This window comes from Micromonospora sp. WMMD708 (assembly GCF_049315245.1).
Classification (GTDB): Bacteria; Actinomycetota; Actinomycetes; order Mycobacteriales; family Micromonosporaceae; genus Micromonospora; species Micromonospora wenchangensis.
On the sequence record NZ_CP186060.1, the window covers coordinates 3,944,206 to 3,957,755 of the forward strand.

General features: G+C 70.9%; 14 protein-coding genes, 1 tRNA gene and 1 pseudogene. 6 read left to right on the forward strand and 10 right to left on the reverse strand.

The window, feature by feature from the left end; all coding sequences use genetic code 11:
- Window positions 1–102: 102 nt before the first annotated feature.
- The 5 genes from ACN260_RS17500 to ACN260_RS17520 form a co-directional block, all read right to left on the reverse strand.
- Window positions 103–666, reverse strand: coding sequence for a dihydrofolate reductase family protein (locus tag ACN260_RS17500; RefSeq protein ID WP_422752135.1), 564 nt, complete (start codon window positions 664–666; stop codon window positions 103–105).
- A gap of 4 nt (window positions 667–670) precedes the next feature.
- Entirely contained in the window at window positions 671–1,150 is a 480-nt protein-coding gene (locus ACN260_RS17505) for an SRPBCC family protein (RefSeq protein WP_422752136.1), read from the reverse strand.
- Window positions 1,147–1,521, reverse strand: a complete 375-nt coding sequence (locus tag ACN260_RS17510; protein ID WP_422752137.1) for an ArsR/SmtB family transcription factor — start codon at window positions 1,519–1,521, stop codon at window positions 1,147–1,149. Before ACN260_RS17510 ends, ACN260_RS17505 begins: the two co-directional genes overlap by 4 nt.
- A gap of 367 nt (window positions 1,522–1,888) precedes the next feature.
- The gene (locus tag ACN260_RS17515; RefSeq protein WP_422752138.1) at window positions 1,889–4,048 is read right to left on the reverse strand and encodes a hypothetical protein; all 2,160 of its coding nucleotides are present in this window, start codon (window positions 4,046–4,048) and stop codon (window positions 1,889–1,891) included.
- A 52-nt stretch (window positions 4,049–4,100) separates the two neighbouring features.
- A tRNA-OTHER gene (locus ACN260_RS17520) sits at window positions 4,101–4,229 on the reverse strand.
- Window positions 4,230–4,755: 526 nt separating this feature from the next.
- Here ACN260_RS17520 and ACN260_RS17525 point away from each other — a divergent pair.
- Both ACN260_RS17525 and ACN260_RS17530 read left to right on the forward strand, forming a co-directional pair.
- Entirely contained in the window at window positions 4,756–5,967 is a 1,212-nt protein-coding gene (locus ACN260_RS17525; protein WP_422752139.1) for an extracellular solute-binding protein, read from the forward strand.
- Window positions 5,968–5,986: 19 nt separating this feature from the next.
- Window positions 5,987–6,355 (forward strand): hypothetical protein, encoded by a 369-nt coding sequence (locus ACN260_RS17530; RefSeq protein WP_422752140.1) that lies wholly within the window; start codon window positions 5,987–5,989, stop codon window positions 6,353–6,355.
- Window positions 6,356–6,491: 136 nt separating this feature from the next.
- Here ACN260_RS17530 and ACN260_RS17535 read toward each other — a convergent pair whose 3' ends face one another.
- Window positions 6,492–7,931 (reverse strand): alpha/beta fold hydrolase, encoded by a 1,440-nt coding sequence (locus tag ACN260_RS17535; RefSeq protein ID WP_422752141.1) that lies wholly within the window; start codon window positions 7,929–7,931, stop codon window positions 6,492–6,494.
- Between the two features lie 338 nt (window positions 7,932–8,269).
- Between ACN260_RS17535 and ACN260_RS17540 the strand changes: the two genes are divergently transcribed.
- Window positions 8,270–8,797, forward strand: a complete 528-nt coding sequence (locus ACN260_RS17540; protein ID WP_422752142.1) for a DUF6244 family protein — start codon at window positions 8,270–8,272, stop codon at window positions 8,795–8,797.
- Here ACN260_RS17540 and ACN260_RS17545 read toward each other — a convergent pair.
- The gene (locus ACN260_RS17545) at window positions 8,783–9,112 is read right to left on the reverse strand and encodes a winged helix-turn-helix transcriptional regulator (protein WP_422752143.1); all 330 of its coding nucleotides are present in this window, start codon (window positions 9,110–9,112) and stop codon (window positions 8,783–8,785) included. The genes ACN260_RS17540 and ACN260_RS17545 overlap by 15 nt on opposite strands.
- Window positions 9,109–9,513, reverse strand: a complete 405-nt coding sequence (locus ACN260_RS17550; protein ID WP_422752144.1) for a VOC family protein — start codon at window positions 9,511–9,513, stop codon at window positions 9,109–9,111. The genes ACN260_RS17545 and ACN260_RS17550 overlap by 4 nt, the downstream gene beginning before the upstream one ends.
- A 297-nt stretch (window positions 9,514–9,810) precedes the next feature.
- Between ACN260_RS17550 and ACN260_RS17555 the strand changes: the two genes are divergently transcribed.
- Window positions 9,811–10,626: a hypothetical protein gene (locus tag ACN260_RS17555; RefSeq protein ID WP_422752145.1), complete on the forward strand. Its 816-nt coding sequence runs from the start codon at window positions 9,811–9,813 to the stop codon at window positions 10,624–10,626.
- 89 nt (window positions 10,627–10,715) lie between these two features.
- Here the strand turns inward: ACN260_RS17555 and ACN260_RS17560 are convergent, their stop codons facing one another.
- Window positions 10,716–11,387 (reverse strand): TetR/AcrR family transcriptional regulator, encoded by a 672-nt coding sequence (locus tag ACN260_RS17560; protein WP_422752146.1) that lies wholly within the window; start codon window positions 11,385–11,387, stop codon window positions 10,716–10,718.
- A gap of 78 nt (window positions 11,388–11,465) precedes the next feature.
- Between ACN260_RS17560 and ACN260_RS17565 the strand changes: the two are divergent.
- Both ACN260_RS17565 and ACN260_RS17570 read left to right on the forward strand, forming a co-directional pair.
- Window positions 11,466–11,671 (forward strand): annotated as a pseudogene (locus ACN260_RS17565) (antibiotic acetyltransferase); the annotation flags it as partial.
- 50 nt (window positions 11,672–11,721) lie between these two features.
- On the forward strand, window positions 11,722–12,627 hold the full coding sequence (locus tag ACN260_RS17570; RefSeq protein WP_422752147.1) for a virginiamycin B lyase family protein: 906 nt from the start codon (window positions 11,722–11,724) through the stop codon (window positions 12,625–12,627).
- Between the two features lie 22 nt (window positions 12,628–12,649).
- Here ACN260_RS17570 and ACN260_RS17575 read toward each other — a convergent pair whose 3' ends face one another.
- Window positions 12,650–13,441 (reverse strand): NAD(P)H-dependent oxidoreductase, encoded by a 792-nt coding sequence (locus tag ACN260_RS17575; protein ID WP_422752148.1) that lies wholly within the window; start codon window positions 13,439–13,441, stop codon window positions 12,650–12,652.
- Window positions 13,442–13,550: the final 109 nt, after the last annotated feature.

The window sequence follows — 13,550 nt, forward strand, 5'->3', positions numbered from 1 at the left end:
GGGTTCGGGGTCGGCGCACGGCGGCCGGGACCGTCAGGTCCTGGTCCTCCGGCTCCTGCCCGCTGCGACCCGTTGCCCGGGACGACCGGAAGGGCTTGGCGTTCACCGTCCGAGGGGGCGGTAGCGCAGGTGTACGACGCCGTTTCCGAACCGGCGCTCCTCGAGTAGCTCAAGCTCGGCGCGCATGCCGGTCGGTAGTCCTGGTTTACCCCCACCGACGACGATGGGCAGGATGAACAGTTCGCACTCGTCGATCAGCCCGGCCTTGAACGCCTGTGCCGCGAGATTGGCGCCTCCGACCATCAGGTCGCTGCTGGCGGTGGCCTTCAGTGCGTGGATGGCGGACGGGTCGAAACGGCGTTCGACCCGGGTGTCGGCGGTGGAGACGTCGGTGAGGGTGGTGGAGTAAACGATCTTGCTCGCCTCCTGCCAGGCGCTGGCGAAGTCGGCCATGAGGTCCGACTTTCCCGCCAGAGCGGGGTCGGTCTCCCAGACGGCCATCGCCTCGTACAGGCGTCGCCCGTAGAGGAACGTGCCCACGGACCGCACGCGCCCGGTGTGGAACGCGAACACTTCGTCGTCGATGGGGAACCAGGCGAACGTGCCGCGTTCGTCCTCCATGTAGCCGTCGAGCGACACGTTGTTCATGTAGATCAGCTTTGCCATACCCCTACCTCCCGGTGGTCAGCTGGGCATTCACCAGGTCGGCGTCCAGCTTGGTGAATGCTTGACGCCAGCCCTCCTCGCTCGGCCGCGCCAGGTGTCCGGGGAGCCACTGGCGGATCTCCAGTCGCGTCCGACCGTCCGCCTCGTCGTGGAACTCGACGCGCAGTCTCGTCTCGAACGGTTCGATGCCCCGTGGCAGCCGCCCGCTGACGCGCATGACACCGTCGATCAACTCGCCGTCCACGACGTCGGTGAGGTCGATGTGGACGTGCACGCGCAGGCCGGGGTCGGCGGCGTTGACCTCGGTCCACCGTTGGAACCCGCCGGGGCGCACATCGAACTCGATCTCGGCGCGCGGCAGTGTGTTCCCGGTCGGACCCCACCATGCCGCCAGGTGTTCGGGTTCGGTGAAGGCGCGGTAGACGAGCTTGCGCGGCGCGTCGAACAGACGCGAGATCGCCAGCTGCGGAGTCGTCGGTCTCATTTTCTCTCCCGATGTTCGTCCGCCGCCGGGTCCGTCGCCCGCTCAGCGGCCTGCATCGCGGCGAGATGGGCGTCGAGGCGGGTGAGGGACGAGTCCCACAAACGCCGGTAGTCCTCGATCCAGTCGGCCGCCTCGCGCAGCGGGGCAGCTTCGAGGTGGCTCGCGCGCCACTTGCCCGAGCGCGACCGCGAGATGAGCGCGGCGCGCTCAAGCACCTTCAGGTGCCGGGACACCGCCGGCATCGAGATGGACAGCGGAGCGGTGAGCTCGGTGACCGTGGCGTCGCGTACGGCCAACGTGGCGATGATCGCCCGCCGGGTGGGATCGGCGAGCGCCGCGAACACCGCGCTGAGCTGATCGGTCGCCACCATCCAGAGCCCTCTCACTTAACCAACACGTTAAACGTGTAGGTCGCGATCGGCACCGTCAACGGAGGAGTCGATCGACGTGCACACCTGACCGTCCGACGTCGTTCCAGCAGGCCGAAGGTAGCGAGGCCACGGTGTCGCAGGTGCGAAGGCCGCCCAGGGGTGGCTACGAAGACCCGCTGCACCGGCGTGGGGTGGTGCGGTCGCCGCCACGGACCCGGACATCGTGGGCGGTGACGACCGGACCACGATGCCGTACCGGGGACGTCGAGGAGAGCGCGGGGGCTGAATACCAGATCCTCCGCTTGCGCGGAGGTCCCGAATCGAACGGAACAGCAGGAAGCACCCGCATGGCCTCGACAGTCACAGCTTACCCGGGGATCAACTCGTTGAGCCGACCCAGGGTGAACGCCTCCGATCCGTCCGGCAGGTTCTCCGGGGCCTCGATGCCGACGAAGGTGACCGGCCCGTCCGGCAGCCGGCCGTCCCACATCGTCACCCCGGCCTGCCCGCGCCACCGGTCGACGAGGTAGGCGACGGTGAGGTACCGCCGTTCCACCAGTGCCCGTACCCGGTCGGCCGTGGTGAAGGTGCTCTCCTCCACCCGGTTGAACGACGGCCGTCCCTGCAGGTACAGGTGCAGCCACACCGCCTGCCAACCCTGCTCGTTCCTGGCGAACACCATCGGCAGCGCCACCCGGCCCTGGCCGCGCAGCTGCGAGCGCGCCCGCACCGTCCGGGCGTCGAACGGAGCGCCGCCCTGGTCCCGCTCCCGGGTCTGGTACCCGAACATCGACTCGGCGACCTCGTCGAACGACTCGCCCGCGTAGATGTTGACCTGCGGAACCACGTACCGTCCGCCGACGGTCAGGGGCACGTCGATGAACTCGGTCGCACCGTTGCGCGCGTCGGTGACGTCGCCGGAGTGCACCACGCCGTCGTGCCGGTAGTTCGTCCAGGACACCTGACCCGCGCTGTGGAAGTCGTCGTCGAGCAGCAGCAGCGACAGGTCGTAGTCGGTGCGGCGGCTGGTCTGCCGCCAGTAGGTGAAGAAGCGCAGCAGCTCACCGGAGACCGACGCCCGCGAGCCCCTGGGCATGATCGCGAAGCCGCCCTCGGCGGCCTTGCCGGACAGCGGCAGGGCGACGTCGAGCACCTGCGGATCCACCAGCAGCGGTCGCTGCCACTGCGGCATCCGGGCGGTGATCTCGGCGTCGAGCAGCGCCGACAGTTCGGCCACCAGCCCGGCCGGCAGCGGCGGCCGCTCGTCGGGGCCGACCCACGCGGTACGGGAGCGACTCGCGTACATCCGGGCCGAAGCAGGGGTCAGTCGGTTGTCGACGTGCTCCCGCAGCGAGAGCAGCACCCGGCCCGATGCCGAGCCGAGCGCGCCGGTGACCGCGTCGACGACCGTGGCCCGCTCCGACGCCGACGCCAGCCGCAACAGCCGGTCGGCGGAGCGCAGGAGCAGGCCCGGCGCGGCCGACAGCACCGATGCGGCCGGACCGACGGCACCGGCGCGGATCGCCGCCTCGGCCCGACCGGCGAGGTTGGTCACCCGCCGCTGGCCACGCGCGACCGTGAACACCTCCTGTGCGTGCGGCCACCGGTCGTACTCGTGGGGGTGCAGCCGTTCCCCGAGGCGCTTCCAGCGCTCCGCGTAGCGTGCGACGTCACCGAGCTTGTCCGGGTTCGCGGCGACGACCTCGTTCAGCGCGGCCAGCAGCATCCGCCGCTCCGGGCGGCGGAAGGCACGAAACCGCGTCGGGGCCGCCAGCGACACGTCCCCGCCGGAAACCTGGCAGGCGAGACGCAGCACGTCGGTCGTGGTGTCCACGCCGACCAGCGGCCGGCCGAGGACGAGCCGGATCCCGTTGAGGACGGCCCGGTTCTCCCGTACCGGGATCTCGGCCGGCTGCGCGCCGTCCGCGCAGGCCACCGCCAGCTCGCTGAGAATCGCGAGGTCGGCCTCGCCGTGCGGCGTCGGGCTGCCGGCCAGGGCCAGGTAGAGCCGTGCCGCCTCCACCTCGGGAGTGTCACCGAGATGCAGCAGGGTCACCCGGTCACCGGCCGCGGCGATCAGCGTGTCGTGCGCGGCCAGCAGTTCCGCGTAGGTGTGCTGGTAGGTGCCGTAGGCCGGCAGGTCGAGCAGGTTCACCGCGCCCGCGACGGCGGCGTCGCGCAACTGCGCGTCGGTTGCCGTGCCCCCACCGGCGAGCACGGCCGCCCGCAGCCGGTCGACCCAGAACTCGACGGTGTCCGGCACGTCGTGCGGGAAACCGATGAAGTAGGCGTTGTGCTGGACATGGTCGCCGACCAGCTCGCGTACCGCAGAGACGACCGTGGCGGCGAGATCCAGTGCCGGCCCGGGGGCCAGGCCCCCGACGTGCTCCAGCAGGGCCCGCGAAGCCGAAAACCCGACGCCGAGCAGCGCCGCGTCCAACTGTCGGGCCACCGTCGTGCCGTCACCGGCCGCAGCCGTGCCCGCCGGTACGCGCAGGGTCTTCTGGATGATCAGCTTCTCGATCACGTGCTCCTCCGTTCCGGTCGGCTCTGGCGGGTGGTGGCGCCCGGTGGCGCAGTGGGTCGCCGGGGACTCGAACCCCGAACCTTCCGATCCAACAAGGAGAAGGAAGCGCACCCATCGCCGCGCGGGCGGAGGGCGGACGCGCTACTCAGTCGGATGCTCTGGCCAGTTGAGCTAACGACCCGGATGTCGATCATCCATGAGCCGGGTCGACCTGGCCACCGGGATTCGCGGCCACCGCCCGGGGCCGGCGGGCACGTGCCGCCGGTCCCGGTGACGAAGGCGAGATGGTTGCCACCGAAGACGGCCGGAATGCGGTGCCACCCGGAGCGCCTGGTCCAGCGGATACCGCGCCTGTCGATTCCATCAGCTCCCCCGTCGCCGTGCTGTGCGCGACACCGGACCATGTTCTCGCCCGACTATTCGGGGTCCACATACGACCGCACCTGACCGGAGACGCATATCCCACCGGAGAAAATTGCGTTACACAATGGCTTCCGGGCAGGCCGGCGGTTGCTGCCCCGGCACGGTTGATCCCCTTCGGACGTGCGATACGACCACCATCGACAGGGGAGGCGGAATCCGGTTTCCGACAGTACGACCTCCATCCGGCTCCCCCACCAGGCTCGTCATTCATCAACGCCAAAGCGTAATGTGATGAATAGCTCGTTGCGTACGTGTGACCGTCCTGGATCGAGGGAGTCCGCACCATGTCCGAGCAGTACTCGCGGCGCTCCTTTCTCAGCGGGGTGTTGACCTGTGGCGCAGTGAGCGCCACGGCGGTCTACCTGCTGCCCGGCGGACACCGCCCACCGCCGGTCGAGCTTCGGCTCGCCACCGGCACCGACCCCACCGGTGCCCGGGAACTCCTGCTGGCCATGTGGAACCAGGCCAACCCCGACACCCCGGCCCGGCTGACCGACGAGATCGAGGGCGGATCCGGCGACGAACACACGAGGCTGTTGGCGGCAGCCCGTAACGGCCGTGCCGACATCCTCAACCTGGACGTCGTCGACATTCCCGAGTTCGCCGCGCAGAAGTTGATCACCCCGATCCGGCTGGCCGACCCGAACTTCCTGAACTCGGTGAAGGACCTCCACCAGGTCGCGGACGCCCCGGACAGCTACTGGGCCGCGCCACTGAACACCGATGTCGGCATGCTGTTCTGCCGCGACCACGGGATCGACCAGCCCGGTCCGGTGAACTTGTCGAGCGTGCTCGACAAGGCCGGTACAGCCTCGTTCGTCGGTCAACTGAGCCCCAACTCGTCGAACTACAACGAGGGTTTCCTGGTCAACATCCTGGAGCACGCCCTGTCCGCGGAACCCGACCTGCTCAGCCCGACGGGGCAGATCCGGTTCGAGCTGAAACCCTGGCAGCGAGCGCTGCAGCCGTTACAGGAGGCCATTCAGGCCCGGAAGGTCACCCGCTCCAGCGACGAGAAATCCAGCCTGGACGCGTTCGTGGAGAAGAAGCCGACGTTCATGCGCAACTGGCCAGTGAAGTACCGCGAACTCCAGCTGCGGAAGGACCCTGACCTGCTGGCCGGGAAGATCCAGGTGCGCCCGCTGGCCTACGGGGTGCTCGGCGGCCAGAGCCTCGCACTGGCGCGCACCTGCCCGCATCCCGAGCAGGCCATCCGGTTCATCAACTTCATGACCGGCACGGCAGCCCAGAAGGTCCTCGCCGGACACGGCTTCGCCCCGACCCTCGCCGAGGCGTACAACGACCCGAACCTCCGGGCGGTCATCCCGCACCTGGACGCACTACGGGGTGCGGTGGAGAATGCCCGGCCCCGGCCGATGCACCCGGGATATCGCACGTTCGCCGCGGCCTTCGTCGACCACACCGCCCGGCTGCTGCGCGGTGAGTCCGAACTGACCTCTGAGTTCATCGCCGCCATGAAGGCGGCGCTCGCATGAGCGAAGTGGAGGAGGGTCCGTGAAGGTCGAGCCGTGGCAGGTGCCGATCCTGGTGATGGCCGGCATCATCCTGGCGGAGTTGGCGACCAGGGTGGTCCCGCGCCGCTGGACGGCGCACCTGGCCAAACAGCAGGTCCGCACCGTGGCCCTCGGCGGGCTGGCGGTCCTGGTCATCGTCGTCGGGGTGTTGGCGCTCGGCCCGGACCTCGCCGACCAGATCGCCAGCGTGGCGGCATCCGTCGCCGGGCTGGTCGCGCTCTGGCTGACCTACCGGTCGTACCAGTTGCAGACCACCGCGACCACGGACGCCGCGCCCCCGGGTGGGCCGGCGCGGGACGCCGCCGGGCCGGCGGCCCCGGCCGGCACCGGTCAACCGCCCGGTCGGTGAGCGGCGGCCACCGGTCAGGTCGCCCGGGCCAGTCGTCCTGGTAGAGGTGATCCACACCCGGTGCCGGCACCTCGGGTCGGCCCGCACCGCGCAGGCGACACCACCGACCCTCAAGCGAGGGATGCCATGGGCGCTGCTAGCAGGCCGTGTCGTGCTCCGGCAGGCGCCCGTGCACCAGGTACGCCGTGACCGTGTCCGCCAGGCAGGGGTCGGCCGGGCCGTTGAGCACCGGCGCATGGGTCCTTCTGTCCACGGTGACCAACCGGGATCCGGTGATGGCCCGGGCGGTGGCGATCGAGTTGGCCGGCGGTACCGAGGCGTCGCGGAGTGCGGCGACGACGAGCGCCGCCGGTGCCCGGTTACCGGCGAGCGGCGGTGTGTTGTCCCGGCTGACCGGCCAGAAGGCGCAGGGGTTGAGGTTGGCGATCGACGGGCCGAAGACGGGATAGCGGGTGCCGAGGCGGGCCAGGTCGCGGCGGTAGGTCGCCGGGTCACGCGGCCACGCGTCGTCGCCGCAGCGGAATGCCGTGTTGACCGCGGTGTGGTTGTCCGCCGGCACACCCGGGGTGCCGGGCAGCGGGGCCGGTCGCGGGTCGAGCGGGATCGGTGGCGGGCGGTGGGCGAGGATGGCGGCCAGGTCGGTCGCGACCACCGGCCACAGGTGCTCGAAGTACGTCGCGATGACCGTCAGGGAGCCCAGTTCGCCTGCGGTCCAGGCGTGGTATCCGGCCACGATCGGCTCGGTCGCCGCCCCGGCGAGGGACCGGTTGAGGGTTTCCGCGACCTCGGTCGGCGTCGCGCCGAGCCCGAACGTCGCGCTGTTGTCGGCGAGGTACCCGGTGAAGGCGGCGTAGTTCTCCTCGAAGGCCGGGATCCGGGCCAGTTCGTAGGGACGCCAGGCGAGGTCGTAGTCGACCGGGCTGTCCAGCACGAACCGGTCCGCCCGGTGCGGGAACAGGGTGCCGTACGCGACGCCGAGCAGCGCCGCGTACGAACCCCCGAGGAAGGACAGTTTCCGCTCGCCGAGGGCTGTGCGGATGGTGTCCATGTCGTGGGCGGCCTGTGCGGTCGTGGCGAACGGCAGCGCCCAGCCGGCGTGCCGGGCACAGGCGCGGGCGTACGCGCGGGCCTGCGCGGCGGTGTCCGCCAGGGACTGGTACGTCGCGGTGCGCACCCAGTAGCCACCCGGTTCCTCCTCCGGCTGGCCACAGGTGATCGGGGTGCTGCGTTCGACGAAGCGCATGTCGAACCCGACGATGTCGTAGCGGGCGGGCACCGCGGGATCGACGGCGGCGGCGAGGTTCAGCGGCTCGGGCACCCCGGCACCGCCCGGACCGCCGCCGGTGGTGACCAGTACGCCGCGGCGCAGCGCCGGGTCGGTCGCGGGAAGTCGGGAGATCGTGATGTCGATCGTCGGGCCGGTCGGCCGCGCGTGGTCGAGTGGCACCTGGACGGTGGCGCAGCGCAGTCGGCTGTCGTCGACACCGGGGCAGGATCGCCAGGCGAGGGTCGCCCCGCTGGCCGGGGCGGCCGGGGCGGCAGCCACGGTGAGGCAGGCGGCCACGACAGCGGCCATCGCGCGCATTTCCGTCCCCCGACAGTTGATCCGCACAGGTCTATGTCGGACACGTTAGGGCGGGTGGTCTCCCCACCGCAACGTGGGTGTCGGTGACGACGAACCGACCGCTCATCAGTTGAGGGAGCCCGTGTCGGTGGTGGGGTTACCGGTTGGCGGCCGTCCGTCGCTGGCCAGACAGCCTGCGCACGGAGGCCCGTCCCGCGAGCCCTCCACGCGGGCACGAGGGTCCGCAGCAGCACGGGTCGGACTCCTGCTGCTGTCTCTGGTGACCGTGCAGTGCCTTCGGTAGCGTCGGGTGCACCCGTTCGCCGTTCTCGATTGGGGATGCCGCTTCGATGTCAACCGTTGAGAGAATCACTGGTGAGCTGCGGGCTGTGATGGCCGGCGTCGAACGGGCCCAGGGGTTGACCGCCGCCGCCGACCGGCAGGCGCAGGAGGTGGCGCTGCGTGCCGCGAGCGCCGGCTTCCTCGCTGTCGCGGCGGGCGTGGCCCGGGTGCGGAGTGCCCTCACCGATGTCCAGGGGGGCCTGGGGCGGCTCGGGGGGTCGATCAGTGAGGCGACGAAGGCCGTCGCCGCCGTACCCCAGCAGGCGAGCCCGCAGGAGACGATCGCCGCGCTGACGCCCGTGCAGAGCGCCGTCGGCGACGCCCGCGACGCTGCCGGCGGCGCCATCACCCGGATCGGTGAGACGCAGCAGCTCGTCACCACGATCCTCCAGGGCGGCCAACCCGGACCGCTGCTACAGGCCCTGGACGGTATCAAGCAGGTGCTGATGCAGGTCGTCGCCCGCACGAGCGGTGCACGGCAGGCCGTCGAGGCGGCGATCGCCGAAGCACAGAGGGTGGGATCAGAGGGGAACTGAGGTTCCTCCGGTTCGCCGGCGGGGGGTCGCTTCCTGTGCGTCGTTCCTGCCCCACTTGCCGAGTGCGACGATCGCCTCGCGCAGGGCGGATCCGCGTTCGGTCAGCGCGTAGGCCCGGGTGTTGTGTCGAAGGGGCAGGCGGATCAGCACGCCGGCTGCTTCGAGTTCGCGCAGGCGGGTCGCGAGCATGTTCGTCGGCACGCCGAGGTCGCGTTGCAGGTCGCCGTAGCGTTGTGGCCCGTCGAGCAGGCGTTCCACGATGAGCAGGGCCCACCGTGCTCCGACGATGTCGAGGGCTGCGGCGAGGTCGCTCACGCGGCCGGGTCGGCGTCCGCCTTCATCCAGAACGGTGAGTAGTGGTAGCCGTCGGGGTCGTCGAACTGGCGCTGGTACATGAAGGGGTAGTCGTCGGTGTCGCCGATCCGCCCGCCGGCGGCGCCGGCGCGGTCGACGAGTTCGTCGACCGCCTCCCGGCTGCCCAGGTCGAACGAGACCGTGACCTTGGAGGGCGTCTGAGGGCCGCCGATCAGGTCTTCGACTCCGCCGACGCTCGCGTACATCTCGCGGCTGCCGAGCATGACGTACTGCTCGGGGGCGATCGCGAAGCACGACACGTTGTGGTCGGACATCTCGGCGTTGAGGGTCCAGCCGAGGGCGGTGTAGAAGGCGGTTGCGCGTTCGACGCTCTCGACCGGACAGGTGATGAAGAGGCCCATGCGGGCCATACTTGCAAAATGCAAGTGACAAGTCAACGGGAAGACGCCCGGGCCGCCGGACCGACCGGCGGCCGGGGCAGGTAGGGGGTGTGGGCTTGTGCACGGCGGGTGGTTCCTGGTTCCTCGGTCACCCGTCCGCCGGGGGACGCGAGGGGTGTCGAGGTGCAGGCGGTACCGGGCGGCGGGTCGCCCGGAGTGGTGGCCGCGCCGGCCGGGTCGGATACGGGCTGGCATCATCTCCTGTCAGCGGTCCGGGTCGCCGGTCGCGCTGGGCGACAGCTACCCGAAGGAGACGGCGTGTCCCACTGGGACGACCTGCTCGGTCACGCGTTCGGCCTGCTGCTCGGCCGGCCACTGGCGGAGTTCGACACGGCGGGCACGTACGCGGTCTTCCACTACGACGACGAGACCGCCGGCGAGGCGATCGAGGACCTCGATCCCGGCGAACTCGTGACCGACGCCAACGGACGGTCAGGCGACCTCGGCGGTGACGGGCTCGATCCGGACCGCTGGGTGCCCGACCTGGCCGGGTCGGCGTTCATCGCCACGCAGGTGCGGCCCGCCGCGCTCCACCCGCTGATCACCGCCACGACCGACGACGACCGGGCCGTGGTATGGGGCAGGGACATCGGCCGGGCACTCCGGGACGGCTCGCTGAGCCTCGACGAACTCACCCCCGACGGCTACCGGCTCTACCCCCATCTGCTCCTGCGGCCCCGCACGGACGGCTCACTGCTGGACGCGATGCGCGCGGCGACGTGGACGATGAGCGCCCCCGACGGCCTGAGCGACATCGGCGACAGCCTCCAGCGACACGGGTACGTCGAGCCCGACGGGAGTGTGGTCGACCCCCGCTGGGAATCGACCCTGGACCAGATCGACGACGACGCACTCCGACGACACCTGCGCGGGCTGTGCCTCGACGCCCACTGGGCACGGATGACCGGCGCGTACTACCTCGGCCCCGGTGAATGCCCGGGCGACCTGCAACCGATCGCCGACCTGCCGGGCACCACGGTGATCGCCGGCTGGGAGTTCGGTGAGGGCCAGGGCGCCACGGCCGTCGTACGCCTGGCAGGCCGCGAACCGGGACGGTGCGGGCCTGGAGCGTAGCCGCTTCCCCGGCGGCGGGCCGCGAAGCGCGCTCCGGTACTGCCTCCGCGTGGCGACGCGGGGCCCGTACCGGGGCGGGTCCGGGGACCTCAATTGGTGCTATTCGCGGCCGCACATCCGCCCTCTGTCCACGGGTCGGTGAAAGCGCCCGCGCGGGCGGCGGTGGCCGCGCCGCGGGCGACACGGTCGGGCAGGTCCACGTCCGTCGTCGCCCGCAGGAGTACGAGCTCGTGGTACAGCGGAGCGGTGGTGGCGATGAGCAGTCGGCGCGCATCGGTGCCCGACGGAATCTCACCGCGGTCGACGGCACGGCGGGTGATGTCGGCGCAGCGGTCGTACCGGCCGGCCCAGAAGGCGCTCAGTGCCTGGGCGGCCCGCTCGGACCGGAACGACGCGGCGATCAGCGCGGTGGTCACCGGGTCGGTGGTCAGTGCGGTGTAGACCTCACGGTTGACCGCGACCAGGTCACCTTCGAGCGATCCCGTGTCGGGCGGACGCCAGGCGTCGGCACCCGCCTCGTCGACGACGTCGGCCAGCAGGCCACCGACGTCGCGCCAGCGCCGGTAGACCGTCGTGCGGTGGACCCCCGAGCGTTCGGCGACCACCTCGATGCTCAGGGAGTCGTAGCCGTGCTGCACCAGTTGGGCGAGCGCGGCGTCGAGGACGCGGTGACGGACCGCCGCGCTACGCCCGCCGGGTCGGCGCGTGGGGGCGGTCACCGTCTCGTCGGGACGATCGCTTGTCGGTGGTGGCGACGCCATGCCAGGATGTTATCGCTACAACCGTAGCCTTAATGAGCGAGGTTCCCCGTGACGCCTGACCCGACGGCCCTTCACCCGGTGGCGACACCTCCCCGGGTGGTGTTCCTCAAGCCGCTGGTCACCTCCCCCGGATCGTCGTCGGGGACTACACCTACTACGACGACCCCGACGATCCGACCGGCTTCGAGCAGCGCAACGTGCCCTACCACTTCGGGCCGGAACGGCTGGTCATCGGCAGGTTCTGCGCGACAGCGGCAGAAACCCGGTTGCTGATGGCCGGCGCACCCGCCGAGATCGAACGCATCGCCACCGACGGCGGACTGGAGCGGACCCCGTGACCTGCGTCGTCATCGAGGAGCATCCGGTGACCGACGCCGGTAGCGGCCTGTACGGCGTCACCACCGGACCCGACGGCGCCCTGTGGTTCACGCTCGCCCACAGCGGCCGGGTCGGACGGATGGTCCCGGGCGAGCCGGCGACCACCCACCTCGTCGATCCCGACGGGCAGCCCACGATCATCGTCCCCGGGCCCGACGGCGCGCTGTGGTTCACCGAGTCGCGGGCCCACCGGATCAGCCGGATCACCACCGACGGCGACACCACCAGGTTCCCCGTGCCCAGCCGTGACGGCGGCCCGTACGGCATCGCCCCCGGACCCGACGGCGCCCTGTGGTTCACCGAGATGAACGCCGACCGCATCGGCCGGATCACCACCGACGGTACGGCCAGCGAGTTCCCGCTCCCGGTCATTGGCGCCTATCCGTCGGCCATCACGGCCGGCCCCGACGGCGCCATGTGGTTCACGATGAACCAGGCGAACGCGATCGGCCGGATCGACATGGCCGGCACCGTCAGCGTGCACCCGCTGCCCACGCGATCCGCCGCCCCCGTGGGCATCACCGCCGGCCCGGACGGGACCGTCTGGTTCGTCGAGATCGCCGCCGGCCAGATCGGCCGGATCACCCCCGACGGCACGATCGACGAGTTTGCGCTGCCCGACCGCGCCGCCCGCCCCCACGCCATCACCACCGGTGGCGGCGGCGACATGTGGTTCACCGAGTGGGCGGGCAACCGGGTCGGCTCCATCACCACCGACGGGGCGATCGAGGTCCATGACCTGCCCACCCCGCGCTCCGAGCCGCACGGCATCGCCCTCGGACCCGACGGGGCCCTGTGGACGGCCCTGGAGAACGGCACCCTGGCCCGGATCGGCACCGCAGGTCGTTCCCGCGCGGTGTGAGGTCATCGACGGTGACTGTTCATCACCCCGGCGGCTGGTCCCGCACATGCAGGCTGAATCCGCCGCGGCCGGCCGCCTCCAGGCCCTCCTTCAACCGCAGTGACGGCACCTCGTAGTCACCGGAGTTCTGCCGCCGGAACGCGATGGGCGCGGTGGTCTCCAGCGTCAGCAGTCGTTGCTTCCACCGTGTCGCGGCGTCCGCGAACGTGTCGTCGGAGATCCTGTCGGCGCGGTACAGCACGAACGGCGGCAGCACCTCCAGGCCCGGGTAGTAGAGGATCCCGTGGTGGATCGGGAACAACAGGTCCTCGATCGGGCCGTTGATCCCGCGATCGGTGTAGTGCGACTCCGGGCCGCCGATGGTCACCGAGAGGATCGCCCGCCGACCGGCCAGCGTCCCCTCACCGAAACGCTCGCCGTAGCGGGTCTCGTCGTGTACGCCCACGCCGTAGGCGAAGTGGAAGGAGAACACCCGGTCCACCCAGCCCTTGAGGATGGCCGGCATCGTGTACCACCACAACGGGAACTGGAAGATCACCGTGTCGGCCCAGAGCAGTTTCTCCTGTTCGGCCGTCACGTCGGGGGTGAGCGCGCCGGCGTCGTACGCCCCACCCGAGCTCGGTGCCACCCGCAGCGGGCGGGTGGCGTACCCGCCGAAGTCGGCGGCGTCCACGACGGCCTTCCAGTTCATCGCGTACAGGTCACTCACCCGCACCTCGTGACCGGCGGACGCGAGGGTGGACACCGCGACGTCCTTCAGCGAACCGTTCAGTGAACGCGGCTCCGGATGGGCGTACACGATGAGGGTCTTCACAGCTGGTCCTTCCGACGACCGGGTGTCGCCGCCCATGCTCGACCGCCGGGAGCGCGCCGTTCAGGGACGCGCGTTCCGTCGGACCGGACTTCCTGGTACCGGCAGGACC

Bases quoted from the DNA above. Each gene is read 5' to 3' on its own strand.
- ACN260_RS17500 (WP_422752135.1), bottom strand. From the start codon at position 666: ATGGCAAAGCTGATCTACATGAACAACGTGTCGCTCGACGGCTACATG.
- ACN260_RS17540 (WP_422752142.1), top strand. From the start codon at position 8,270: ATGTCAACCGTTGAGAGAATCACTGGTGAGCTGCGGGCTGTGATGGCC.
- ACN260_RS17560 (WP_422752146.1), bottom strand. From the start codon at position 11,387: ATGGCGTCGCCACCACCGACAAGCGATCGTCCCGACGAGACGGTGACC.
- ACN260_RS17525 (WP_422752139.1), top strand. From the start codon at position 4,756: ATGTCCGAGCAGTACTCGCGGCGCTCCTTTCTCAGCGGGGTGTTGACC.
- ACN260_RS17505 (WP_422752136.1), bottom strand. From the start codon at position 1,150: ATGAGACCGACGACTCCGCAGCTGGCGATCTCGCGTCTGTTCGACGCG.
- ACN260_RS17550 (WP_422752144.1), bottom strand. From the start codon at position 9,513: ATGGGCCTCTTCATCACCTGTCCGGTCGAGAGCGTCGAACGCGCAACC.
- ACN260_RS17510 (WP_422752137.1), bottom strand. From the start codon at position 1,521: ATGGTGGCGACCGATCAGCTCAGCGCGGTGTTCGCGGCGCTCGCCGAT.
- ACN260_RS17535 (WP_422752141.1), bottom strand. From the start codon at position 7,931: ATGGCCGCTGTCGTGGCCGCCTGCCTCACCGTGGCTGCCGCCCCGGCC.